The organism is Aquariibacter albus, assembly GCF_014145335.1.
Classification (GTDB): Bacteria; Pseudomonadota; Gammaproteobacteria; order Burkholderiales; family Burkholderiaceae_C; genus Aquariibacter; species Aquariibacter albus.
This window is the reverse complement of record NZ_JACIVI010000006.1, coordinates 1-24,093: the sequence shown is the minus strand read 5'-3', so window position 1 is coordinate 24,093 and position 24,093 is coordinate 1. Positions and strand designations below refer to the sequence as shown.

Annotated in this window: 19 protein-coding genes; 6 read left to right on the top strand and 13 right to left on the bottom strand. The window is 72.5% G+C overall.

Annotated features, from left to right (window positions below):
- Positions 1-32: 32 nt before the first annotated feature.
- Entirely contained in the window at positions 33-497 is a 465-nt protein-coding gene (locus H4F90_RS13610) for an SET domain-containing protein (protein WP_182665540.1), read from the bottom strand.
- A gap of 212 nt (positions 498-709) precedes the next feature.
- On the opposite strand from H4F90_RS13610, the gene H4F90_RS13605 reads away from it, so the two are divergent.
- Genes H4F90_RS13605 through H4F90_RS13595 form a run of 3 tightly spaced genes read left to right on the top strand, consistent with a single transcriptional unit; the run spans position 710 to position 6,699 of the window.
- Positions 710-1,963 (top strand): efflux RND transporter periplasmic adaptor subunit, encoded by a 1,254-nt coding sequence (locus H4F90_RS13605; protein ID WP_235972212.1) that lies wholly within the window; start codon positions 710-712, stop codon positions 1,961-1,963.
- Positions 1,964-1,982: 19 nt separating this feature from the next.
- Complete coding sequence (locus H4F90_RS13600; protein WP_182665538.1) at positions 1,983-5,204, top strand: efflux RND transporter permease subunit; 3,222 nt, start codon at positions 1,983-1,985, stop codon at positions 5,202-5,204.
- Positions 5,197-6,699, top strand: coding sequence for an efflux transporter outer membrane subunit (locus H4F90_RS13595; protein WP_182665536.1), 1,503 nt, complete (start codon positions 5,197-5,199; stop codon positions 6,697-6,699). The genes H4F90_RS13600 and H4F90_RS13595 overlap by 8 nt, the downstream gene beginning before the upstream one ends.
- A gap of 51 nt (positions 6,700-6,750) precedes the next feature.
- On the opposite strand, the gene metW is transcribed toward H4F90_RS13595, so the two are convergent.
- Together metW and metX are read right to left on the bottom strand one after the other, a co-directional pair.
- Entirely contained in the window at positions 6,751-7,335 is a 585-nt protein-coding gene (gene metW / locus H4F90_RS13590; protein ID WP_182665534.1) for a methionine biosynthesis protein MetW, read from the bottom strand.
- Positions 7,332-8,492, bottom strand: a complete 1,161-nt coding sequence (gene metX / locus H4F90_RS13585) for a homoserine O-succinyltransferase MetX (RefSeq protein WP_182665532.1) — start codon at positions 8,490-8,492, stop codon at positions 7,332-7,334. Before metX ends, metW begins: the two co-directional genes overlap by 4 nt.
- Positions 8,493-8,783: 291 nt before the next feature.
- Here metX and H4F90_RS13580 point away from each other — a divergent pair, with 291 nt between their 5' ends.
- Both H4F90_RS13580 and H4F90_RS15820 read left to right on the top strand, forming a co-directional pair.
- Positions 8,784-9,509, top strand: coding sequence for a response regulator (locus H4F90_RS13580; protein ID WP_182665530.1), 726 nt, complete (start codon positions 8,784-8,786; stop codon positions 9,507-9,509).
- Positions 9,506-11,569, top strand: coding sequence for a sensor histidine kinase (locus tag H4F90_RS15820; RefSeq protein WP_182665528.1), 2,064 nt, complete (start codon positions 9,506-9,508; stop codon positions 11,567-11,569). The genes H4F90_RS13580 and H4F90_RS15820 overlap by 4 nt, the downstream gene beginning before the upstream one ends.
- A gap of 7 nt (positions 11,570-11,576) precedes the next feature.
- On the opposite strand, the gene H4F90_RS13570 is transcribed toward H4F90_RS15820, so the two are convergent.
- On the bottom strand, positions 11,577-12,203 hold the full coding sequence (locus H4F90_RS13570; RefSeq protein WP_182665526.1) for a glutathione S-transferase N-terminal domain-containing protein: 627 nt from the start codon (positions 12,201-12,203) through the stop codon (positions 11,577-11,579).
- Between the two features lie 175 nt (positions 12,204-12,378).
- Here H4F90_RS13570 and purB point away from each other — a divergent pair, with 175 nt between their 5' ends.
- The gene (gene purB, locus H4F90_RS13565) at positions 12,379-13,758 is read left to right on the top strand and encodes an adenylosuccinate lyase (RefSeq protein WP_182665524.1); all 1,380 of its coding nucleotides are present in this window, start codon (positions 12,379-12,381) and stop codon (positions 13,756-13,758) included.
- Between the two features lie 112 nt (positions 13,759-13,870).
- On the opposite strand, the gene H4F90_RS13560 is transcribed toward purB, so the two are convergent.
- The 9 genes from H4F90_RS13560 to H4F90_RS13520 form a co-directional block, all read right to left on the bottom strand.
- Positions 13,871-14,839, bottom strand: a complete 969-nt coding sequence (locus H4F90_RS13560) for a tripartite tricarboxylate transporter substrate-binding protein (RefSeq protein WP_182665522.1) — start codon at positions 14,837-14,839, stop codon at positions 13,871-13,873.
- A gap of 117 nt (positions 14,840-14,956) precedes the next feature.
- On the bottom strand, positions 14,957-15,253 hold the full coding sequence (locus H4F90_RS13555) for a hypothetical protein (protein WP_182665520.1): 297 nt from the start codon (positions 15,251-15,253) through the stop codon (positions 14,957-14,959).
- An 87-nt stretch (positions 15,254-15,340) separates the two neighbouring features.
- On the bottom strand, positions 15,341-16,069 hold the full coding sequence (locus H4F90_RS13550) for a PEP-CTERM sorting domain-containing protein (protein WP_182665518.1): 729 nt from the start codon (positions 16,067-16,069) through the stop codon (positions 15,341-15,343).
- Positions 16,070-16,151: 82 nt separating this feature from the next.
- Entirely contained in the window at positions 16,152-19,313 is a 3,162-nt protein-coding gene (locus H4F90_RS13545; RefSeq protein ID WP_182665516.1) for an ExeM/NucH family extracellular endonuclease, read from the bottom strand.
- A 138-nt stretch (positions 19,314-19,451) separates the two neighbouring features.
- A complete protein-coding gene (locus H4F90_RS15775; protein ID WP_182665514.1) occupies positions 19,452-20,603 on the bottom strand; it encodes an ABC transporter permease in 1,152 nt (383 codons plus the stop codon).
- The gene (locus tag H4F90_RS13535) at positions 20,600-21,466 is read right to left on the bottom strand and encodes an ABC transporter ATP-binding protein (protein ID WP_182665512.1); all 867 of its coding nucleotides are present in this window, start codon (positions 21,464-21,466) and stop codon (positions 20,600-20,602) included. The genes H4F90_RS15775 and H4F90_RS13535 overlap by 4 nt, the downstream gene beginning before the upstream one ends.
- A gap of 131 nt (positions 21,467-21,597) precedes the next feature.
- Complete coding sequence (locus tag H4F90_RS13530; RefSeq protein ID WP_182665510.1) at positions 21,598-23,070, bottom strand: bifunctional serine/threonine-protein kinase/universal stress protein; 1,473 nt, start codon at positions 23,068-23,070, stop codon at positions 21,598-21,600.
- 7 nt (positions 23,071-23,077) lie between these two features.
- Positions 23,078-23,821 carry a metallophosphoesterase family protein gene (locus tag H4F90_RS13525; RefSeq protein ID WP_182665508.1) on the bottom strand — a complete coding sequence of 248 codons (744 nt, stop codon included), beginning with the start codon at positions 23,819-23,821 and terminating at the stop codon, positions 23,078-23,080.
- Between the two features lie 154 nt (positions 23,822-23,975).
- Positions 23,976-24,093: NAD(P)(+) transhydrogenase (Re/Si-specific) subunit beta (locus H4F90_RS13520; RefSeq protein WP_182665506.1), on the bottom strand; the 118-nt coding region annotated here is incomplete at its 5' end.

Here is a 24,093-nt window from a genome sequence, read left to right as displayed (position 1 = left end):
CGCGAAGCCTGCCGGCGCCGGGCGCGCCCGGCTCAGATCGCGCCGCGGCAGTTCGGCGCACCGCAGCCGCAGCGCAGCTGGCCGGCGTGGTGCGACTCGCCGTAGTCGGCGGTGATCTCCTCGCCCGGGCTCAGCGCGCGCAGGGCGTAGAACTCCACCCGGCCTTGCCGGATGCGCAGCACCGCATTCGGCGCGCAGCTGTGGTTGACGAAGCGCAGCGGATCCGAGGAGCCCGCTGCGTCGATCGCGTGATGCGCATCGAGCTCGACGATCATGATCCGCGCCAGGCCCTTGGCGCGGCGGCGGGCCTCGCGCACGCTGATGCGCTCGCCGCGGATCTCGCCGATCTTGCGCCGCGCCGGCACGGCCTCGTCGGCGTAGGCGCCCTGGCCGTCGATGGCGCTGGGCGCCACCCGCACCGCGTAGGCGGCCGGGCCGTGGCGGCGCGGTTCGGGCAGGGGCGGCGGGGCGGGCGGCAGGCTGCGCAATTCAGGCATCGCGGGATGATGCCAAAGCGCGGTGTCGAACGTGCTTTTCTGCACGCCGGGTCGGCCTTGGGCTCACAGGCTCTGGGGCTTTCCCGTAATAAATGATGACTGACCGTTTGGTCATTAAGATGCGCAGCACTGCGGAGGGTCCGGCGACATGCGCGCGCCGGGGCCGTCGCGCCCGTCGTCCCGGCTTCTTCGGCCCCTGCGGCCGCCCGATCATGATGTCCAGCCCCTGCCTCTCCGCACCCGACGCCCTTCCTGCCGCGCCGCTCGGCCGCCGGCCCTGGGCCCTGGCCGCCTCGGCCACCTTGATCGCCCTGATCGGTAGCCTCGGCCTGCTGGCGGGCTGCAGCGACGGGGTCCAGGCCCAGGGCGGGCCGCCCGGCGCGCCGCCGGTGGCCGTGGCCCCGGCGGTCGAACGCAGCGTGCGCGAGCAGCTGGATTTCACCGGCCGCCTCGAAGCCCCGGAGACCGTGCAGATCCGCGCCCGCGTCGGCGGCCCCATCGACAAGGTCCACTTCCGCGATGGCGCGGTGGTGAAGGCCGGTGATCTGCTGTTCACCATCGACCGCCGCACCTACGCGGCCGAGCTGGCCCGCCTGGAATCGCAGCAGGCTGCTGCCCAGGCCCAGCTCGCGATCGCCCAGGCCGACCTGGGCCGGGCCCAGGGGCTGCTGGAATCGCGTGCCGTGTCGCGCCAGGAGGTCGACCAGCTCGGGGCCGCCGCCCGCACCGCCGAGGCCCAGCTCCGCGCGGCCGAGGCCGCGCTGCAGGGGGCGCGGCTGAACCTGGCCTTCACCGAAGTCCGGGCGCCGATCGGCGGCAAGCTCTCGCGGGCCGAGATCACCGCCGGCAACCTCGTCGGCCCCGAGCAGGTGCTGACCACCCTGGTCAACCTGCAGAAGGTCTATGCCTATTTCGACGTGAGCGAGCAGGCCTTCCTGCGCCTGCGCCGCGTGGCCCCGGCCACGCTGCAGGCCCGCATGGGCCTGGCCGACGAGCACGGCCTGCCGCATGCCGGCACGGTCGACTTCGTCGACAACCGCCTCAACCCGGCGACCGGGGCGATCCGTGTCCGTGCCGCCTTCGACAACCGCGACGGCCGCTTCGCACCGGGCCTGTTCGCGCGCATCCAGCTCGCCGGGGGCGAGCCGCGCAAGGTCGTGCTGACGCCCGACCGGGCGATCGGCACCGACCAGAGCAAGAAGTTCGTCTACGTGGTCGGCGCCGACAAGGTCGCGCAGTACCGCGAGGTCCAGCCCGGCGCGCTGCGCGAGGGCATGCGGGTGATCGAGAAGGGCCTGGCCGCAGGCGAGAAAGTGGTGGTCAGCGGCCTGCAGCGCGTGCGCCCCGGCGCGCCGCTGGCGCCGCTGGAACTGCCCGTCGATGCCAATGGCCTGCCGGTCGAAGCCGCGCCCGGCGCGGCGCCGGCCGCGGCCCCGGCCTCCGCCGCCTCGGCGGCCGGCGTCTGAGCCGCCGGAGCCCCGCACCATGGACATCTCACGCTTCTTCATCGACCGCCCGCGCTTTGCCGCGGTGCTGTCGATCATGGTCTTCCTTGTCGGCCTGATCGCGATCTTCCGGCTGCCGATTTCCGAGTACCCCGAGGTCGCGCCCCCGCAGGTCGTCGTGCGCGCCCAGTTCCCCGGGGCCAATCCCCGGGTGATCGCCCAGACGGTGGCCACGCCGCTGGAGGAAGCGATCAACGGTGTCGAGAACATGCTCTACATGTCCTCGCAGGCCACGGCCGACGGCGCGATGACGCTGACCGTCACCTTCAAGATCGGGACCAAGCCCGACGAGGCCGAGACCGCGGTGCAGAACCGCGTGAACCGCACGCTGCCGCGCCTGCCCGATGTGGTGCGGCAGATCGGCGTGACGACCGAGAAGAGTTCGCCCAACCTGACGATGGTGGTCCACCTCGTCTCCCCGGACGACAAGTACGACGCGCTCTACCTGCGCAACTACGCGACGCTCAACATCCGCGACGAGCTGCTGCGCATCCCCGGCATGGGCTCGGTGCAGGCTTTCGGTTCGGGCGACTACGCGATGCGCGTCTGGCTCGACCCGGACAAGCTCACCGCGCGTGGCCTGACCGCCGGCGACGTGACCCGGGCGATCCGCGAGCAGAACGCGCAGGTTGCCGCCGGTGTGGTCGGTGCGCCGCCCGCGCCGCGTGGCACCGAGTTCCAGCTCTCGATCAACACCCAGGGCCGGCTGAGCTCGCCCGAGGAGTTCGCCGAAGTCATCGTGCGTGCCGACACGCGCGACGGCTCCATCGTCCGCGTCAAGGATATCGGCCGGGTCGAGCTCTCCTCGAACAGCTACTCGCTGCGCAGCCTGCTGAACAACAAGGAGGCCGCGGCCATCGCCATCTTCCAGTCGCCCGACGCGAATGCGCTGGCGCTGTCGGAGGCGGTGCGCCAGACCATGGAGCGGCTCAAGGCCGACTTCCCGGCCGGCGTGGACTACAGCATCGTCTACGACCCGACGCGCTTCGTGCAGACCTCGATCAACAAGGTCGTGCAGACCCTGATCGAGGCGGTGCTGCTGGTCGTGCTGGTGGTCATCGTCTTCCTGCAGACCTGGCGCGCCTCGATCATCCCGCTGCTGGCCGTGCCGGTCTCGGTGGTCGGCACCTTCGCCGTGCTGCTGGCGATGGGCTTCACCATCAACACCCTGACGCTCTTCGGTCTGGTGCTGGCGATCGGCATCGTGGTCGACGACGCGATCGTCGTGGTCGAGAACGTCGAGCGCAACATCGAGGCCGGCCTGAGTCCCCGCGAGGCCAGCATCAAGGCCATGCGCGAAGTCAGCGGGCCCATCATCGCCATCGGCCTGGTGCTGTGCGCGGTCTTTGTCCCGCTGGCCTTCGTGTCGGGCCTGTCGGGGCAGTTCTACCGCCAGTTCGCGGTGACGATCGCGATCTCGACGGTGATCTCGGCCTTCAACTCGCTGACCCTGTCGCCTGCGCTCAGTGCCATCCTGCTCAAGGGCCATGACGCGCCGAAGGACGCGCTGACCCGCGGCATGGACAAGGTCTTCGGCCCCTTCTTCGCGGCCTTCAACCGCCTGTTCCAGCGCGGCTCCTCGCGCTACAGCCGGCAGGTCGGCGGCCTGGTGCGGCACAAGGCGGCGGCCCTGGTGGTCTATGCCATCGGCCTGGCGCTGACCGGCTTCCTCTTCACCCGCGTGCCGCCCGGCTTCGTGCCGGCGCCGGACAAGCAGTACCTCATCGGCATCGCCCAGCTGCCCGACGGGGCCAGCCTGGACCGCACCGAGGCCGTGATCCGCCGCATGAGCGAGATCGCGCTGAAGGTGCCCGGCATCAAGGATTCGGTGGCCTTCCCCGGCCTGTCGATCAACGGCTTCGCAGCCCAGCCGAACTCAGGCATCGTCTTCTTCGGCCTGCAGGACTTCGAGGACCGCAAGACCGCCGAGACCCAGCTCCAGGCCATCCTGGGCACGGTGAACGGTGCGATCCAGCAGATCCAGGATGCGCAGATGTTCGTCGTGCCGCCGCCCGCGGTGGACGGCCTGGGCAATGCCGGCGGCTTCCGCCTGGAGCTGCAGGACCGCGACTCGGTCGGCGAGCAGGCGCTCTATGCCGCGGTCTGGGGGGCCATCGGGCGCATCTACGCGAACCCGCAGTCCAGCATCGGCCTGACCTACAGCAACTACCAGATCAATGTGCCGCAGCTTTTCGCGGACGTGGACCGGACCAAGGCCAAGCAGCTTGGCGTGAACCTGGCCGACGTCTACGAGACCATGCAGACCTATCTGGGCTCGCTCTACGTCAACGACTTCAACCGCTTCGGCAAGACCTACCAGGTCGTCGTCCAGGCCGACGCGCCCTTCCGCAACAAGCCCGAGGACATTGCCGCCCTGCGCGTGCGCAACGATCGCGGCGACATGGTGCCGCTGGGTGCCTTCGTCGACGTGCAGCCCACCTTCGGCCCCTCGGCGGTCAGCCGCTACAACGGCTACTACTCGGCCGACATCAACGGCTCGCCCAAGCCCGGCTTCAGCTCGGGCCAGGCCCAGGCCGAGATGGAGAAGCTGCTGAAGGAGGCGCTCCCGCGAGGCGTCGGCTACCAGTGGACCGAGCTGGTCTACCAGGAAAAGATCGCCGGCAACACCATGGTCGTGATCTTCCCGCTGTGCGTGCTGCTGGTCTTCCTGGTGCTGGCGGCCATGTACGAAAGCTGGACGCTGCCCATCGCGATCCTTTTGATCGTGCCGATGTGCATCCTCTCGGCACTGACCGGCGTCTGGCTCTCGCGCTTCTGGGGCCAGCCGGGCGACTTCAACCTGTTCACGCAGATCGCCTTCGTCGTGCTCGTCGGCCTGGCGTGCAAGAACGCCATCCTGATCGTCGAGTTCGCGAAGGAGCTGGAGGAGCAGGGCGAGAAGGTGCTCGACGCCGTGATCCACGCCTGCCGCATGCGGCTGCGCCCGATCCTGATGACCTCGATCGCCTTCATCGCCGGCGTGGTGCCGCTGATCCTCGGCAGCGGTGCCGGCTCCGAGATGCGCCAGGCCATGGGCATCGCCGTCTTCAGCGGGATGATCGGCGTGACGATCTTCGGCATCTACCTGACGCCCGTCTTCTATGTGCTGATGCGCGGCCGCGGCCGGGCCATGCCGGTTCGCGCCGGCCATGGCCACGGCCATGGCCCGGACACCCCGATTGCCGGAGCCCACCATGACTGAGTTCATCCTGCGCCGCGGCCCCGGCCCCCTGCTGCGCCTGGCGCCGCTGGTCGCCACCGCCCTGCTGGCGGCCTGCACCACCGTCGGCCCGGACGCGAAGCCGCCGGCCACCCGCCTGCCGGCCGGCTTCACCCAGGCCGGTGCCGCGACCGCGCCCCACACCGGGGCCGTCGATGCCCTGGCCCTCGCCCGCTTCTGGCGCGGTTTCCAGGACCCGGTGCTCGACGGTCTCGTCGAGCAGACGCTGGCCGCCAACCCCGAGCTGCGCCTGGCCATGGCCCGCCTCCAGGAGGCCCGTGCCGGCCTGCGCGAGGCCGAGGCGGCGCTGCGCCCCAGCGGCGGCATCGACGCCGGCGCGACCCGCACCGTCACCCCGCAGACCCTGGCCCCCAGCCTGTCGCGCGAGGCCCGCACCGGCAACCGCCTCAATGCCGGCTTCGTCGCCCGCTGGGAGCTCGATTTCTTCGGCGGCCTGGCCCGCAGCCGCGAGGCCGCCACCGCCACCGTGGCCGCCGGCGAGGCCGGCCTGCAGGCGGTGCAGGTCTCGCTGCTGGCCGAACTCGCCAGCAGCTACCTGAGCCTGCGCGGCCTGCAGCAGCGCCTGATCGCGACCGAGGACGCCCTGCGCGCGCAGCGTGCTTCGGTCGAACTGCTGCGGCTGCGCAGCGAAGCGGGCCGCGCCACCGACCTCGACCTCGCCCGTGCCCGCGGCCTGCTGGCCGGCACCGAGGCGGCCCTGCCCGCGCTGCGGGCCGGCATCGAGCGGCAGGCCTTCCACCTGGCCACCCTCAGCGCACAGCCCCATGGCGAGCTGCTCGCCCGCCTGGCCCCGCCGGCCCCGCTGCCAGCCCTGCCGCTGACCGACCTGGGCGCCCTGCCGGTCGGCACGCCGGCGGCCTGGCTGCAACGCCGGCCCGACCTGGTCGCGGCCGAGCGCGAGCTGGCGGCCGCCACCGCCCGGATCGGCGTGGCCACCGCCGATCTGTTTCCCCGCGTGTCGCTGTCGGGCCTGCTCGGCCTGAACGCGGCGACCGTCAGCGGTCTGGCCCGGGCCGGAGCCGGGGTCTACACCCTGGGGGCGGCCCTGCAGTGGGCGCCCTTCGACGCCGGCTCGCTGCGGGCCCGCGTGGCCGCGGCCGAGGCGCGCAGCGCCCAGGCCCTGGCCCGCTACGACCAGGCCGTTGCCGCCGCCCTCGAGGAGACCGAGGCGGCCTTCAGCGACTACAGCCGCGGCAGCGAGCGCGCCGCGCGGCTGGCCGAGGCGAGCCGTCAGAACCAGGAAGCCCTGCGCCTGGCCACGCTGCGCCACGAAGCCGGCATCAGCGACTACCTCAGCGTGCTCGACGCCCAGCGCGAGGCCTTGGCCAGCCGCGAAGCCGAGACCCAGGCCCGCACCGAGGTGGCGACCGCCCTGGTGGCCGTCTACCGCAGCCTGGGCGGCGGCTGGGAGGCCGCCAGCCTGCCGGGCCTCGCCCCGCAGGCCGCCGCGCGCTGAGGCGCCGGGGCGCGACCCGGTCCCGCAGGGGGCCGGGCCGTCCGCCCAAGCTCAGCCGCGCTCGAAGCTGAAGACCGCGGTCGGCGCGCGCAGATTCGGCCGCCAGTCGATGCGCCGGCCGCCGTCGAGCCCGAAGGCCTCGCGCAGCCGCAGGCCCTGCTGGCGGGCCAGGATCTCGAACTCCGCGAAGGTGCCGACCCGGATGTTGGGCGTGTCGTACCACTGGTAGGGCAGGGCCCGTGTCACGGGCATGCGGCCGGCCAGCACCCGCAGGCGGTTCGGCCAGTGCGCGAAGTTCGGGAAGCTGACGATGCCGATGCGACCGACCCGGACCGTCTCGTGCAGCATCAGCTCGGTGCGGCGCAGGTGCTGCAGGGTCTCGAGCTGCAGCACCACGTCGAAGGCGTTGTCCTGGAACAGCGACAGGCCCTCCTCCAGATTGCGCTGGATCACGTTCACGCCGCGCGCCACGCAGGCCTCGACCTTCGCGTCGTCGAGCTCGATGCCGTAGCCGGTGCAGCCGCGCGTCTCGCGCAGCAGGGCCAGCAGGCTGCCGTCGCCGCAGCCGAGGTCCAGCACATGGGCGCCGGCCGGCACCATGCGGGCGATCTGTTCGAAATCTCCGCGCGGGTTCATGCCTGCAGCTCCTTCGCGCCGGACAGGGTCTGGGCGATGCGACCGAACCACCGCCGCAGCACGCCGTGGTAGCGCGGGTCCTCCATCAGGAAGGCGTCGTGGCCGTGCGGGGCATCGATCTCGGCGTAGCTGACCTCGGACCGGTTGTCGAGCAGGGCCTTGACGATCTCGCGCGATCGCTGCGGCGTGAAGCGCCAGTCGGTCGTGAAGCTGACCACCAGGAACTTGGCCCGCGCGGCGGCCAGCGCGCGGCGCAGCGAGCCGCCATGCGCGCGGGCCGGATCGAAGTAGTCGAGCGCGCGGGTGATCAGCAGGTAGGTGTTCGCGTCGAAGTACTCGCTGAACTTGTCGCCCTGGTGGCGCAGGTAGCTCTCGACCTGGAACTCGATGCCCTGGGTGGTGTAGGCCAGGTGACCGTTGCGCAGCTCGCGGCCGAACTTGCTGGCCATCGCGTCGTCGGACAGGTAGGTGATGTGCCCGATCATCCGCGCCACGCGCAGGCCCCGCTTGGGCACCGTGCCGTGACGCAGGTAGTGGCCCTCGTGGAAGTCGGGGTCGGTCACGATCGCGCGCCGCGCGACCTCGTTGAAGGCGATGTTCTGCGCCGACAGCGCGGGGGCCGAGGCGATGACGGCCGCATGCCGGACCCGCTCCGGGTACTGCACCGTCCACGCCAGGGCCTGCATGCCGCCCAGGCTGCCGCCGATCACTGCGGCCAGGGTGTCGATGCCCAGGGCGTCGAGCAGGCGGGCCTGCGCATCGACCCAGTCCTCCACCTGCACCACCGGGAAGTCGGCGCCCCAGGGCTGGCCGGTGGCCGGGTTGGGGTGGGTCGGCCCCGTCGAGCCGAAGCACGACCCGGGGTTGTTCATGCAGATCACGAAGAAGTGCCGCGTGTCCAGCGGCTTGCCCGGGCCGATCAGGTTGTCCCACCAGCCTTCGCTGCGCGGTGTGTCGGCATGGTGCCCGGCTGCATGGTGGCTGGCGTTCAGCGCATGGCAGACCAGCACCGCGTTGTCGCGGGCGGGATGGAGCGTCCCGTAGGTCTCGTAGACCAGGTCGACCGGGGCCAGCGAGGCCCCGCTGTGCAGCGGCAGGGGGCGGTCGAGCCGGAGGGTCCGGGGCGTCACCTCGCCCACGCTGCTCGGAAAATCCACGGTGTTCAAGCGTCCAGAAAAACGAAAACCCGGCGTCGCTGCGCTAGCGAGGCCGGGCGGTGCTGGGATCGCGGCCCCTGTTTAGCTGCATTTCTTGAGCGCCCGCAAGCCGGAACAAATCGGCGCTGTGGCCGAAGTTTAGCCGCAGCCCGGGGCGGCTTCCGGCGTGTCGCCCCGGGCCTGTGCCGACCGGCCCGCTCGACGCGACAATCGCCCCCGACATCGTGGGGAGTCCGTCGCGCATCGCGATGGCTGGGGGCCCGACGCGCGAGAACTAGCCGAGGAGAGAAGGTGCTGACGGTTTACCTGGTCGAAGACGATCCGCTGATTGCCCAACATGTGCGCGAAGCCCTGAACCAGACGGCCCGCCTGCGCTGCGTCGGGCATGCCGCCCGGCTGGAGCAGGCCCGTGACGAGCTGCCCCGCCTGCGTCCCGATGTGCTGCTGTCCGACCTGGGCCTGCCCGATGGCGATGGCACCGAGCTGATTGCCGAGCTGAGCGCGGCGCCGGCCATCGAGGGGGTCTGGCACCCGCACATCCTGGTCTTCTCGGTCTTCGGCGACGAGATCCGCGTGCTGCGCGCGATCGAGGCGGGCGCCGACGGCTATTTCCTCAAGGGCTGCACGACCGAGGAACTGGTCCTGGCCGTCGAGCAGGCGGCGCGCGGCGAGTCACCGATCTCGCCGGCGATTGCCCGCCAGCTGCTCAAGCGCTTCGAGGGCCGGGCCGAGCCGGCGGCGCTCGAAGCCCCGCGGGTCGCCGCGCCGGAGCCCAGCGCGTTGGAGGCCGACCCCGGCTTCGACAGCGGCATGGGTCTGGACGGCCCGCTGGTTGCGAGCCGCCACGAAGTCACGGCGCTGGAGCTGCAGGTGCTGCGCCTGGTGGCCCAGGGTTTCGTGCCCGAGGAGATCGCCGAGCGGGTGGGCCTCAGCGCCCGCGGGGTGGCGCTGGAGGTGCGCAATGTCTACCGCAAGCTGCAGCTGAGTCAGCGCACCGACCGACACGCCGGGCGGTGAGGCGGATCGCGTTCTGGCTGGCCTGCCTGGCGCTGGCCCTGGGCCTGGCGGCCTGCAGTGGGCTGGACCGTCCGCCCGAGGCCAGCGTCCAGCAGGTCGAGCGGGCCACGCTGCTGGTGCCCGGCGAGCCGCCGCGCGCGATTCGCCTGCCCGACGCCTGGGAGCGCAGCGCACCGCGCCGCGACGGCGGCGTGCGCTACCGCATCGATCTTGACCAGGCCGCCCTCGAAGCGGGCCCGGCCGCGCTCTTCATCCCTCGCGTCGGCCTGGTGCTGCGGGTGGAACTGAACGGCGAGCCGATCGCCCAGTTCGGCAGCACGCTGCGGCACCCGCTGCCCGATGTCTCGCAGCAGCCGATCCTGGTGGCCCTGCCGCCGGCCCTGCTGCGCAGCCGCGGCAATGTCCTGGAGCTGGAAGTCCACGGCGAGCCGCGCCGCGAGGCGGGCTTGTCGCGGCTGTGGGTCGGCCCCCTGGAGCTGCTGGAGCCTCGCCAGGTTGCGCTGGGCCAGCTGCAGAGCCGCGGGGCCTGGGCCCTGGGGGCCGCGGCGGCGGTGATGGGGGCGCTGGCCCTGCTGCTGGCCTCGCGGGTGCGGCATTTCGGCTACGCCTGCTTCGGCGTCGGCAGCCTGCTGTGGGCCTGGCGGGTGACGGCCTTCGAGCCGGGCGGCAGCGAGGCCTGGTCGCCGATCCTGGCCGTGCTCTTCCAGGTCTCCTACGCATGGTTCGTCGTGCTGATGAGCCTGTACGCCCTGGCGGTGGTCGGCCGCGACGGGCCGCGTGCGCGCCGCCTGCTGGCGGGCTGGGCCATCGTGGCCCTGCTGCTGACCGTGCTGGGCTGGCTCAGCGTGCAGCCGGGCCTGCGGACGGCCGTGCTGGCCGGCAGCCAGGGGGTGCTGATCCTGGTCGGCGGGGCGCTGATCCTGCGTGCCGCGCGCGACCGCCAGCTCGCCGCCGTGCTGCTGGCCGTTGCGGCCCTGGCCTGCCTGGTCGTCGGCGCGCGCGATCTGTGGGTGTTCCGCGTGATGTACGACTACGGCGCCGTGTCCTGGGGCCGCTACACCATCCTGGCCTTGCTGGCGGTGCTGGCCTGGACGGTCGTCGACGACTTCGCCCGCTCGGCCCGTGGCCTGCAGGCGCTCAACCGCAACCTGGCCGACCGGGTGGCGCAGAAGGAGGCCGAGCTGGCCCGGGCCTTCGAGGGCGCGCGCGAGCAGGAGCGCGAGCAGGCCACCCGTGCCGAGCGCGATCGCATCCTGCGCGAGATGCACGACGGCCTCGGCGGCCGCCTGGTCGCCGCCATGGCCCTGACCCAGCAGGCCCAGCGCAGCGATCCGGCCGAGGCCCCCCTCCCGCGGCCACCGGTCGAAGTGTTCTCCCCCCCGCCCTCGGCCGAGACCCTGCGCGAGCTGCGCGCCGCGCTCGATGACTGCCTGGTCGAGCTCCGCCTGGCCCTGGATTCGCTGGAGACCGACCGTCGGCCGCTGGTCGAGGCCCTGGCCGAATTGCGCTTCCGGGTCGAACCCTCGCTGCGCGCGGCGGGCATCCGGCTGGTCTGGCAGCCCAGCGATGCGGTGATCGACTGGTCCTTGCCGGCCACCGACACCCTGCAGGTGCTGCGCATCGTCCGCGAGGCCCTGACCAATGTGATCAAGCATGCCCAGGCGAGCACGGTCTGGCTGCGCCTGGCCCCGCTGGCGCCCGAGCCCCCGCAGCCCCCCGAGCCCCCGGGCCGCCTGCCGACCGAAACCCCCTCCGAACTGGCCGTGGAGCGCTGGGCCGAGGGGGCACCGGTCGAGCCGCTCCCGACCATGGAGGCGCCGCCCGAGGCCCCGGCTGCCCCGGCCCCCGGGGGCGTCTGCCTGAGCGTGATCGACAACGGCCTGCAGCGCCGCCAGATGGCCGAGGGGCCGGAACTTCCGCTTTTCGTGCCGGAGGGCCTGCACAAGGGCCGGGGTCTGGCCAATATGGAACGCCGCGCGGCCGCCCTGGGGGCCAGCCTGCTCAGCGGTCCCTCGGAAGAGGGCTGGGCGGTGGAACTGCGCCTGCCGCCGCGCGGCTGAGCGGGCCTCAGGCCGCCGGCGGTGCGGTGTCGACGAAGCTGGGCCGTTGGGCCAGCTTCTCGAAGAGCTTGCCCAGGTTGGGATGGCGGTCCCGCCAGTCGATCTCCGGGTTGCGGAAATCGAGGTAGCCCAGCGCGCAGCCCACGGCGATGTCGGCCAGGCCCAGGTGGGTGCTGCCGCCGACGCACCAGGGCCGGTCGCCCAGACCCTGGCTCATGGCCTTCAGCGCCGCGTTGACCTTGCCGATCTGGCGGTCGATCCAGGCCTGCGAGCGCTCGCCGTCGGTCCGGCCCGGCCAGGTGGCTTCCAGCCGCGCTGCGACGGCGGCATCCAGCAGGCCGTCGGCCAGGGCTTCCCAGGTGCGGACCTCCACCCGTTCGCGGCCACTGCCGGGCAGCAGCTTGCTGACCGGCGAAAGGGTGTCGACGTATTCGACGATGACGCGCGAATCGAAGATCGCCTCGCCGCCTTCCATGACCAGGCAGGGGACCTTGCCCAGCGGATTGGCTTCGGCGATCGTGGTGTCGGCCGCCCAGACGTTCTCTTGCACGAACTTGTAGTCGAGCTTCTTCTCGGCCAGCACGACCCGCACTTTGCGGACGTAGGGGCTGGTGAGGGAACCGATCAATTTCATGGGGCAGACAGAAGACGGCGCCTGCGGTTGCAGGGGTCGGGAAGATTCTGCCATCCACCCTGAAAAGCCCCGTCCGGCGCTGTCGTCGGACGTCCACGCCCCGCCGGGGGGGAGGCCGCCTAAAATTACGGGTTACCCCGGCCCTGGCCGGCCTTGCTCCTTGTCACCGTCTGTCATGACCTCCACCCCCGCCTTCAGCGCCCTGACCGCCTTGTCGCCGCTCGACGGCCGGTATGCCGGCAAGCTGGCTGCGCTGCGTCCGCTGCTGTCCGAATTCGGCCTGATGCATCGCCGGGTGCAGGTGGAGGTGGCCTGGTTCATCGCCCTGTCCGATGCCGGCCTGCCCGAGCTGAAGCCGCTCTCCGCGCAGGCGCGCGCTCACTTGCTGGCCCGGGTCGAGGGTTTTGCCGAGGCCGATGCCCAGGCCATCAAGGACATCGAGAAGACCACCAACCACGACGTGAAGGCCGTCGAGTACTGGCTGAAGGCCCAGTTCGCCGGCCATGCCGAGCTGGAGGCCGCGGCCGAGTTCGTGCACTTCGCCTGCACCAGCGAGGACATCAACAACACCAGCCATGCGCTGATGCTCACCGCGGCCCGCGCGGAGGTGCTGCTGCCCGCGCTGGACGGCCTGCTCGCCACCCTGGCGGCCATGGCCCAGGCCCATGCCGCGCTGCCGATGCTCAGCCGCACCCATGGCCAGACGGCCAGCCCCACCACGGTGGGCAAGGAGATCGCCAACGTCGTTGCCCGCCTGGCCACCGCGCGGGCCCGCATCGCGGCCGTGCAGCCCCTGGCCAAGATGAACGGTGCGGTCGGCAACTACAACGCCCACCTGGCCGCCTACCCCGAGATCGACTGGGAAGCCTTCGCCCGCGGCGTGGTCGAGCGGCATCTCGGCCTGGTCTTCAACCCGCACACCATCCAGATCGAGCCGCACGACTGGATGGCCGAGCTCTTCGACGCCGTCACCCGCGCCAACACCATCCTGATCGACTTCGCGCGCGACGTCTGGGGCTACATCAGCCTGGGCTACTTCAAGCAGAAGCTCAAGGCGGGCGAGATCGGCAGCTCGACCATGCCGCACAAGGTCAACCCCATCGACTTCGAGAACGCCGAAGGCAACCTCGGCCTGGCCAATGCCCTGCTGAGCCACCTCAGCCAGAAGCTGCCCATCAGCCGCTGGCAGCGCGACCTGACCGATTCCACCGTGCTGCGCAACATGGGCGTGGCCCTGGGCTACGCCCTGCTGGCCTGGGACAGCCTGGCCCGGGGCCTGGGCAAGCTGGAGGTCAACGAGGCCGCCCTGGCCGCCGACCTCGACAAGGCCTGGGAGGTGCTGGCCGAGCCCATCCAGACCGTGATGCGCCGCCACGGCCTGCCCCAGCCCTATGAGCAGCTCAAGGCCCTGACCCGCGGCAAGGCCATCACCGCCGAGACCATGCGCGCCTTCATCGAGGCCCTGGACATGCCGGCCGAGGCCAAGGCCCGCCTGCTGGCCATGAGCCCCGGCAGCTACACCGGCCTGGCCGAGACGCTGGCCCGCCGGGTCTGAGCCCCGCCGCGGCGGCCGCGGCTCCGGCAGCGAAAAGGCCACACGAGGGTGGCCTTTTCTGCGTGGGCAGCCCTCGGGCGGGGCCCGGAGCCGCCGCCCGGCGGCGTCGCGCTCAGTCGGCGTACTGGCCCGCGGCCTTGATGACCGGCGTCCACTTCGCCACCTCGGCGGCGACGAAGGCCTTGTGCTCGGCCGGGTTCACCCGGGCGTCGTTGACGATGACCGCGCCCAGCGCTTCCTCGCGCTTGTGGAACTCGGCATCCTTCAGCGCGACCTTCAGCGCGGCATTCACCTTGTCCAGCACCGCCTTGGGCGTGCCCTTGGGCGCGTACAGGCCGTGCCAGATGCTGACGTTGAAGCCCTTCAGGCCGGCTTCGTCCAGGGTCGGCAGGGCCTTCAGCGAGGCCGTGCCCAGGCGCTGCGGCGTGGTCACGGCATAGGCCTTGACCTTGCCGCCCTCGATCTGCGCGGTGGTGTTGGTGGTCTGGTCGCACATCAGGTCGACCTGGCCGCCGATCAGGTCGGTCATGGCCGGGCCGGTGCCCTTGTAGGGCACGGTGGTCATGTCGATCTTGATCGTGCTCTGGTAGATCAGGCCGCACAGGTGCGAGGCCGAACCCAGGCCGGCATTGGCCAGGTTGACCTTGCCCTTGTTGGCCTCCAGCCACTTGTTCAGCTCGGCGTAGTTCGCCGCCGGCAGGCTCGGCTTGCCGATGAGCGTCATCGGCACTTCGTTGATCAGGCCGAGGTACTCGAAGTCGTCCAGCACCTTGTAGCTGAGGTTGCGGTACAGGGCCGGCGCGGTGGCCATGCCGATGTGGTGCAGCAGCAGGGTGTAGCCGTCGTTGGCCGCCTTGGCCACGCGGCCGGCACCCAGGGTGCCGCCGGCGCCGCCGACGTTCTCGATGACCAGGGTGGCGCCCAGCGGCTTGCGCAGCGCCTCGGCCAGGTCGCGGGCGACCTTGTCGGTCGGGCCACCGGCCGCGAAGGGCACGATGATGGTGATGGGCTTGTCCGGGTACTCGGCCAGGGCGGCACCGGTGGCCAGGGTGGCGCTCAGGGCAATCAGCAGCTTCTTCATCGCGAACTCCTTGTCAGCAGCGGCCTGTCCCGGCCGCGGTGGCGCGATGCTAGAAGCGGCTGCAGGCGCTGCGTCGGCGGGAACTACGTAAGGCCGAGCCCGGGGGGCGCCGCGGTTTCAGTCCTCGTCGGACCAGCGCTCGACCTGGCGCAGCGTGTCCTCGATCCAGTGCCGCACCATGGCCCCGTCGCTCAGCGTGCGCAGCTGCCAGTCGCTTGAGCGCATCGGGTGCTTGGCCACCCGCGCGCGGATCACCGCGCCGTCGACGGCGATCTCCACCGCGGGCTGGCCGCGCCAGTCGAAGCGGGCGGCGCCGCGCTCGGTCAGCGTGCGCTTCTCGCGCAGCGCGCGGCGGATGCGCTCGACGCTGGAGGCCGCATTGAACGGGGGCGGGGCGAAAAAGTCGTCGCTCATGGGGGGCTCCGGCGGCGGCCGCGGTGGCCGCCCATGGGCAGGGATTCTGTCGGAAGCCCGCGCTTGCCGGGGCCGGCTCGAAGCGTCTCAGCGGCGGTGGCTGCGGCGCTGCACGGTGAAGCCGACGGCGGCCAGGCCCGCGGCCATCAGGGCCCAGTTCTTCGGCTCGGGCACCGGGGCCGTCAGGTGCACGGCGTCGATGCCCAGGCGGGTGCTGCCCAGGGCATCGGCCACATCGATCACGCCGAAGGCCAGTCGGTGGCTGCCCGCGCCCAGCAGCGCGCTGAAACTGCCGCTGCCCGGCCCGCCGAGGGGGCTGAGCACGCCGTCGATCAGCACGAAGGCCTGGTCGCCCCCGGCCTGTCCGGCCAGCGGGTCGGCGCTGTCGATCCACCAGTCGAAGTGCAGCACGGTGGGCGCGAGGGTGACGAAGTCCTGCAGCAGGGCCGAACCCTCGATCGCGAAGATGAAGAGGGCCGGATCCGGGTCCAGCGCGCCGAGCATCAGGCCCAGCCCCGCTTCCAGGCCGCCGGGCTGGCCCACGGCCAGGGGCTCCTGGCCGCTGAGATTCAGGGCGCCGGCGGCCTGCGGGGCGTCGTCGACCAGGCTGGCCGAGGCCGTGCCGATCCAGGCGATCCGGCTGCCTTCGGTGGCCTGGGGCGAGGCCAGGGCGGCGGCGTCGCCCAGCACCGTCCAGCCGTTCAGGCCGGCTTCGAAGCTGCCGTTGATCGGGGCGGCCTGGACGGCCGGCAGGGCCAGGCCCAGGGCCAGCAGCAGGGCGGCGGGGCGCAGTTCGGGCAGGCGGGGGATGAACATGGGCAACTCCGGAAAGGCGGGCCGCGGGAGGGGTTCCGGCGGCCGCGCGGAAGGGGGGTGGGGACGGTCGGTCGGGTCGGGCTCAGAGGCCCAGGTCGCGGCGCGGCTGGATCTGGCTGCGGCTCAGGCCGGGCAGGAGCAGCAGCAGGCTGGCCCGCGCCGGGCCGGCGGCGCCGTCGGTGTCGAAGAGCAGGCCCAGGCCGCGCGGGCTGTCCTGCAGCAGGACATGGCCGCTGGCGATCAGGTCGCGGCCGCCCAGGCCGTGGGCGGCGATCAGCTCGGCCAGTTCGATGCGGTCCACGCCGGGCGTGAAGTCCAGCACCGTGTCGCCGGCCTCGCGCAGGCTGCGGATCACGAAGACATCGGCGCCCGGCCCGCCCTGCACGCTGTTGGCGCCTTCGCCGGCGACGATCACGTCGTCGCCGGCCGTGCCGTTCACCCCGCCACGCGGGCTGGCGGCCTGCAGGGCCGGCGCCAGGTTCAGGCCCACCAGCACCGGGTCGTGGTCCGAGGCGCGGAAGGGCGTGGGGCTGTAGCGGTCGTCGGGCTTGAACTCGGTGTTGTAGTCCAGCACCGAGGGCTCATCGGCATTGATCGCCCATTCGTCGGCCTTGACCACGCGGGCGGCCAGGGCCGGCGTGCTCAGGGCGTGGTCCAGCCGGCCGGCGGCGCCGTCGAAGACGAAGGAGTAGCCGAAGGCCTTGTCGCGGCCGATCTCGTCGACCAGGCCGGCGGCCCGCAGGGTGGCGATCGGGTCTTCCTGGGCATAGGCATTCAGGTCGCCCAGCACCAGCAGCTCGGGCGTGGCCGGCACGCCCGGGCGGGCAGCCTGCAGGCGGCCGATGAAGCCCAGCAGTGCGCGGGCCTGGGCCACGCGGGTTGCGTTGAAGCAGCCCTGGCCGTCGCCCAGGTCCAGGTCCGCGCCGCTCGCACCGTCGCAGCCCTTGGACTTGAAGTGGTTCACCACCACGGTGAAGCGGCTGCCGGCCGCCGTCTGGAAGGTCTGCGCGACCGGCGGCCGGTTGTGCACCGCCGCGGGGTCGCTGAGCGAGGCGCCCACCGGGCTGAGGCGGGCCGGCTGGTAGATCAGCGCCGTCTTGATCGCGTCGCTGCCGGTGCCGCTGACCGGATCGGCCACGGCGGCGTAGACCGGGCCGCCCCGTTCGGTGTTGAGCGCATCGACCAGGTTCTGGACCGCCGTCATGCCCTTGTTCTGCAGCTCGATCAGGCCCAGCACGTCGGCATCCAGGGCCGTGATCGCCGAAACCAGCTTGGCCTGCTGGCGCTTGAACTCGGCCAGGTTGTCGGCCCCACGGCAGTTGCCGGCGCTGACCGAGCCGCCCAGGCTGCAGCCCTGGCCGCTGGCGCCGTCGGCCGTGCGGCCGTCGGTGAAGGTGGTGAAGTAGTTCAGCAGGTTGAAGCTGGCCACGCGGTGGCTGCCGCCGACGGCCGGTGGCTGGCTGCTGCGCGGGTTGGCCCGGCTGAAGACCGGCGTCACCGTGGGCTGCAGGCGGTAGCCCGACAGGCCGGTGGTGCTGGCGGTGTAGAGGCCGAAGTCGATCACGCCGGTGAGTTGCGGCGTGGTGTCGCCCGCGCGCACGGTGGCGTCCTGGCCCAGGTAGGGGATGGGCTGGGGGTTCTGCAGGCTGCTGCTGTCGTCCAGCAGCAGGCTGCGGCGCGCATTGGATTCGGCCAGGGCCTGGGCCTCGGGGCCAGGGCGGTGGCGGTTGGTCGGCGTCTCCAGGCGCTCGCCGGCGGCCACGGTCAGCTGGCCGAAGCGGCCGAGGAAGAAGTTCTGGCTGACGGTGAGCGGGCCGCGGACGGTGACCAGCATGCCCTCGAAGCGCTCCAGCTCGTCGCCGCCCTGGGTCTCGAGGTCCAGGACCACCGGGGCCGGCAGTGCGGCCGTGCCGAGCTTGACGACGGTCGGGCTGCCGCCGATCTCGGTCAGGGGCCGCGCCTCGGCGGCCGGGTTCGCACCGCTGCCGCTCACGTCGAACTCGATCACCGAGCCGCTCACCCGCACGCGGTCGCCGGCGGCCACCGTCGGGGCGCTGCCGGTGAAGACGAAGAGGCCGTCCGAGCTGAGCGGGTTGCCGTCGCCGACCGGGTCCTGCAGGAAGAAGCCGTTGTTCAGCACCTTGGTCACCACGCCCTCGGTGCTGACCGTCTGGCCCGCCAGCGGGCTGCGCGCGCCTGTGCCCTGGATGCTGGGGATCGGGGTCAGGGCCGCGGCGGGCGCCTCGACGGTGACGGTAGCCGTGCAGCCCGCCGACTGGCCCGTGTCGTTGGACCAGCTCAGCGCCACCGGATGGCTGCCCGCCGCCAGGCTGGCCGAGGCGCTGAGGGTCACGCTGGCGCTGCCGCCCGCGCCGGTGGCCGGGGTGAGCGTGCCCAGGCTCAGGCCGGCCGGCAGGCTGCCGACCACGCGGACGGCATTCACCACGCCGTCCGGATCACGCGCCGTCTGGGCCGCGCTGCCGGCCTGGCCGACTTTCAGGTTCAGCGCGGTGCAGCTCGGGACGATGGGCTCGTCGAGCGGCGGCGGGGTGACGCCGCAGGGGTTGCGCGGCGAGGCGCTGTTGCGCGGGGCGGGCAGGGCGGTGCTGAAGTCCTTGCCGTTGTGGTTGCTGTCGGTGCAGCCGCCCAGGGCGCGGAAGGCCGCGAGCGTCGCGCTCAGCGCCGGGGCGGCGGCACCGCCTTCGAAGTAGTTGGCATTGCCATAGCCCACCGCATCGGCGATGCGAGCGAGCTGGACGGCATCGCAGGGGCTGCTGGCGGCGCTGCCGCCGTTGCAGGCCAGGCCGGTGGCCGCGCCGTTGGCATCGGGGGCCACCAGCACGAACTTGCCGTTCGCGGCGGCCGCGGCGATCGTGCCCTCGCGGTCGGGCGCGGGCAGGGCACCGCCTTGGGCGCCGCCCGCCAGGCCCAGCAGCAGGTACTGGCCGGGTTGCAGCGTGAGCGCCGGCAGGGCCAACGGGCTGTTGCTGGCGAAGCTGCCGGTGCCGGTGGACGAGGCGTACTGCAGCGACCAGCCGTTCAGGCTCACCGCGCTGCTGCCGCGGTTGAAGAGCTCGACATAGTCCTTGTTCAGCGTCGCGCCGCTGTTGCCGCCGCCGCCATAGACCTGGCTGATGACCAGGGCCGGCAGGCTCTGGGCGGCCACGGGGCCCCCCAGCAGGGCGGCGAGGGCCAGGGCCAGGGGGGCGAGCCGCGGGCGGGCCGGGCGGGCAAGTCGGGACATGGTGGGCATTCCGGAAACGGCAAGGCGGATGGCGCCCCGCCAGGGGGCACAGGCTTCTGCCGTGCACTGTCGCGGCCGGCCGTGAAAGCCGCATGTCGTGCCCGTGTCAGTCCGGCCGGCGTGGCGCCGGCCCGCGCCTCAGCCCTGGCGCCAGCCGCGCCGGCGCCAGGCCAGGGTGGCGGCCAGCAGCAGCGGCGGCACCGTCAGGCCCAGGCCGAGCAGGCTGTCCAGCAAGCGCGACGCCGTCTCCGGCCCGCGCGGGCCCAGCAGCGCGCCCAGCCCCTGCAGGGCATGGTGCTCGAACATCAGCAGGCGCAGGCCCTGGAAGGCCGGGAAGCTGCCCGAGAGCGCGAAGACCGCGCCCACCGTCATCAGGTAGCAGAAGCCGAGCAGGCTGGCCGCCGTCTGGCTGCGGCTGAAGCTGACCACCAGGGTGGCCACCGCGCTCAGGCCCAGGCCCATCAGCAGCAGCAGGCCCCAGAGCAGCCCGCTGCCCAGCAGGCGCGGGGCCAGCACCGCCAGCATCAGCGCGCAGGCCGCCGCGGCCAGGCCCAGGTGGAAGATGAACTTGGCCAGCAGGGCCAGGCCGGGGCCGACCGGGCTCAGGGCCAGGGCCTGGGCGATGCCGCGCTCGCGCTCGTGCGCGGCAAAGGAAATGAAGAGCGCACAGGCCACGAAGAACTGCGCCGAGTACAGCAGCATGGTGCCGACCAGGGCCCGGGTCTGGCCGCTGCCCAGGTCGAGCCGGGCCAGGCCGCCGGGCGGCGCCAGGACGTGGCCGGCGGGGAAGGGCTGCAGGCCCTGCTCGATCTTCGCGTCCAGGGCCTGGGCGGCCAGGCCCGACAGCACCCAGCGCGCGAGCTGCTCGCTGCGGGCGCGGTCCTCGCCGTGGCGGAAGACGATGCGGCGCAGGGGCTTGAGGCCCTGCGCCTGGCGGTCCTGCACCGGGCCGATCTCGGCCGCGCAGGGCAGGCCGCGCGGGTAGGCGCTGGCCTGCGGCTGCTCGCGCGCGAGGAAGGCAACCGGCAGCCGCGGCCCCGCATGGCGCTGCAGGTAGGCCGCGAAGGGGTCACCCGGGGCATGCACGATCCAGCATGGCAGGCCGGCGGCGCGCTGCCGGGCCGGGTCGCCGCGCGTCTCCAGGCTGACCAGCACGCTCATCAGCACCAGCAGGCCCACGGCCATCAGGGCGGCCGGGTTGCGGCGCAGGCGCAGCAGCTCCTTGCCGAGCAGCACGGCCAGCGCGCCCAGCACGCCGGGCGGGCGGGGCGGCAGCAGGCCGGCGCTCATGCCGGCCCCCCGCGCGCGGCGGTGGCGGCAGCCGTCAGGCTGCGGAAGACTTCCTCGAAGGACGGCTCGCGGGTGTGCATGCGCAGGTGCGGGTGGCTGCGCAGCAGGGTGGCGAGCTGCGCGCGCTCGGCATCGTCGTCCATGCGCAGGTTCAGGCGCTGGCTGCGGCCCCCGTGCTCGTACTGCACCTCGCACCAGCGCTGCGCATGGCGGGCGATCAGCCGGGCCGGCGTGTCGCAGGCCAGCAGGCGGCCGTGGGCGATCAGGGCCACCCGGTCGCACAGGGCCTCGACCTCGTCCATGTCGTGGGTGCTCAGGAAGACGGTGCGGCCCTCGGCCACCTGCTCGCGCAGCAGGGCGTGCACGCGGCTGACGGCCTGGCGGTCGAGGTGGGCGGTGGGCTCGTCGAGGAAGATGACCTGCGGCCCGTGCATCAGCGCCCGCGCGATCAGCAGCTTCTTCTTCATGCCGCGCGAGTAGCTGCGCACCTTCAGGTCGGCGGCCTCGCTGAGCTCGACCCGCGCCAGCCAGGCCTCCACCGCGCGCGGATCGACGCCGTAGAGCCGCGCGAAGAGCTGCAGGTTCTCGCGCCCACTGAGGTCCTCGTAATGCGTGTCCACATCGGGCACGCAGGCCATGCGCGGCTTGAGCCGGTCCAGCTCGCGCGGCAGCTCGCAGCCGGCCACCCGCACTTGGCCGCTGCTGGCGCGCAGCGCGCCGCTGAGCACGCGCATCGTCGTCGTCTTGCCCGCGCCGTTCGGCCCGAGAAAGCCGAAGAGCTCGCCTGCGGGCACGCGCAGGCTCAGCGCGTCGACGGCGGTGAAGCGGCCGAAGCGCACCTGCATGGCGTCTAGCTCGATCATCCGGGCCTCCCCTGCCCGTCGGGGGACGGGCCTGCCGCACGCTACGCAGCGCCAGGCCGGCGGCGACGGGAAAAGCTCACGAGCCCCCCAGGGGGTGACCCGGAGCCGGCGCCGCGGCCCGGGCGGGCCGCTCAGTCCTCGGCCGCGCGCACCACGGTGACGGTGCAGTCCGACTCGGCCACCACCTGGGAGGACACGCTGCCCAGGTAGCGCCGCAGCGTGGACTGGCCGCGTGCGCCCATCACGATGTGGTCGACCTGGTTGCGGCGCGCGAAGTCGACCACGGCCGCCGCCGCATCCGGCGCTTCCAGCACATGGAAGGTCAGCCGGCCTTCCTCCAGGTTCAGGCGCTTGCTGATCGGGCGGGCCCAGTACTTGAGCTTGACCAGCTGCTTCACGTGCAGGCTGTGACCGGACTTGTCGAGCTTCTCGTCCATGCCCAGGCGCGCGGTCCGCATCACGCTGACGCAGGCCAGGCGGGCACCGGGCTCGGTCAGCAGGATGCGGCGCACGGTTTCGCGCAGGCTGTCCAGCAGCGGGCCGGTGGCCCCCTCGATGTCGACCGCCGCCATCACGATGGGGCTGGTGCGGACCTGCTCGCTGGCGGTGGCGGCCACCACCGGCTCGGCGCCGAGCGCGAAGAACCAGCGCTTGAGGCGGGTCCAGCTGCTGCTGCGGGCCAGGCGCTCGGCGCGGCGGCCCAGGGCCACCTGGCCGGGGTTCTGCAGGTCCAGCGCGAGCTGGGCGGCGCTCTGGTAGCGCCGGTCGGGGCGCACCTCCAGGCAGCGCAGGATGACCTCCTGCAGCCAGGGCGGGCAATCGGCCCGCAGCGCGCGCGGCGGCACCGGGTCCAGGTAGAGCCGCTTGCGCAGGCCGCGCACCGAGGTCGGCGCGCCGAAGGGCCGCTCGCCGGTGGTGAAGTGGTAGAGCATCACGCCCAGCGCGAAGAGGTCGCTGCGCGGGTCGCTGCGGACGAACTGCACCTGCTCGGGCGACATGTAGGGCCCGGTGCCCATGGGGAGGGTGAACTCCTCGTCCAGCAGGTCGGGCAGATGGTCGTGACGCGAGAGGCCGAAGTCCACCAGCACGGCCGTGCCATCCGGCCGCATCAGGATGTTGCTGGGCTTGATGTCCAGGTGCACGACGTGCTGGCGGTGCAGCTCGTGCAGGGCGGTGGCCACGCGCGAGCCGATCTCCACCACCTCGTCCAGGGCCAGCGGCGCCTCGTCCAGCCGCGCGCGCAGGCTGGCGCCGGGGATGTGCTCCATCACGATGTGCGGCTGGCGGGTGAAGTCGCCCTTGGCCACGAACACCGGCACATGCGGACCGGACAGGGTCGGCATGATCATGCGCTCGACCTCGAAGCCGACGATGGAAGCCGGGTCCTCGCCGCCCTTGATGCGCGGTACCTTCATGATCAGCGGCATGCCCTCGGGCTCGCCGTCCGGCCCATCGGCCCGGCGCACCCGCCACAGCGTGGCCATGCCGCCCTGGTGCAGGCGCTCCTCCAGGCGGAAGCCGTCGATGACCTGGCCCGGGCTCAGGGGCTGACGCTCGGGCAGGTCGGGCACCCGACCGCCGGTGAAGGAGGCGCTGCTGTCCATGCGCCGCTCAGTGGCCGTGCAGCAGGCGGTCGGCCTGGCGCAGCGGCAGGCCGGCGCGGCGGATCTTGTCCGCGGCCAGCTCGTGGTCGTAGGGCACGCGGTGGAAGGTCAGCATCTCGGCCTCGGTGTCGTAGATCGCGTAGCTGGCGGCGGGGTTGCCGTCGCGCGGCTGGCCGGTCGAGCCCGGCAGCACCAGCCACTGCCGCAGCGGCAGCAGCGGGATCGGCATGCCGGGGGTGGGGTGGAAGTCGCCGCTCTTGCCGACGGTCGACAGGTAGTAGAGCCGCGGCTCATGCACATGGCCGCAGAAGACCAGGCGGGCCCGGGTGGCCATCAGGCTGCGCATCGCTTCGCCGCGGCTGTCGATGTAGCCCCACTCGGCCGGGGCATGCGCGTTGGCGTGCACGAAGAGCATCTGCTCGACGCTGCGGCTCATCGGCAGGCCGGCCAGGAAGTCGCGCTGCGCGGGGTCGAGCTGCTCGCGGGTCCAGCCGATGATGTGGCGGGCTTCGGCATGCATCTGCGGCGAGGGGCCGCGGACCACGGCCTCGTCATGGTTGCCGCCGACGGCCCAGGCGCCGCGGGCCACGCGCTCGCGCAGAGTGTCGACCACCCAGCCGGGGTCGGCGCCGTAGCCGACGAAGTCGCCCAGGAAGGCCTGCTGGCTCGCGCCCTGGGTTTCGGCATGGTCGAGCACGGCCTCCAGCGCTTCGCGGTTGGCGTGGATGTCGGTGATCAGGGCCAGCTTCATCGGGCCGGATTCTCGGGCTGCATGGCCCGAGCATAGGCAGTGCGGCTGACAGCCGCCAAACGCCGGCCGGCCGACCCGCATCGCGCCCATGAAAAACGCCTCCCGAAGGAGGCGTCTGCGCGGGGAGGCGGGCCGGCGGTCCGGCCCGGCCGCCTCACTCCACCGCCTTGACCATGTCCTCGACGACCTTCTTGGCGTCGCCGAAGACCATCATGGTCTTGTCCATGTAGAAGAGCTCGTTGTCCAGGCCGGCGTAGCCGGCGGCCATGGAG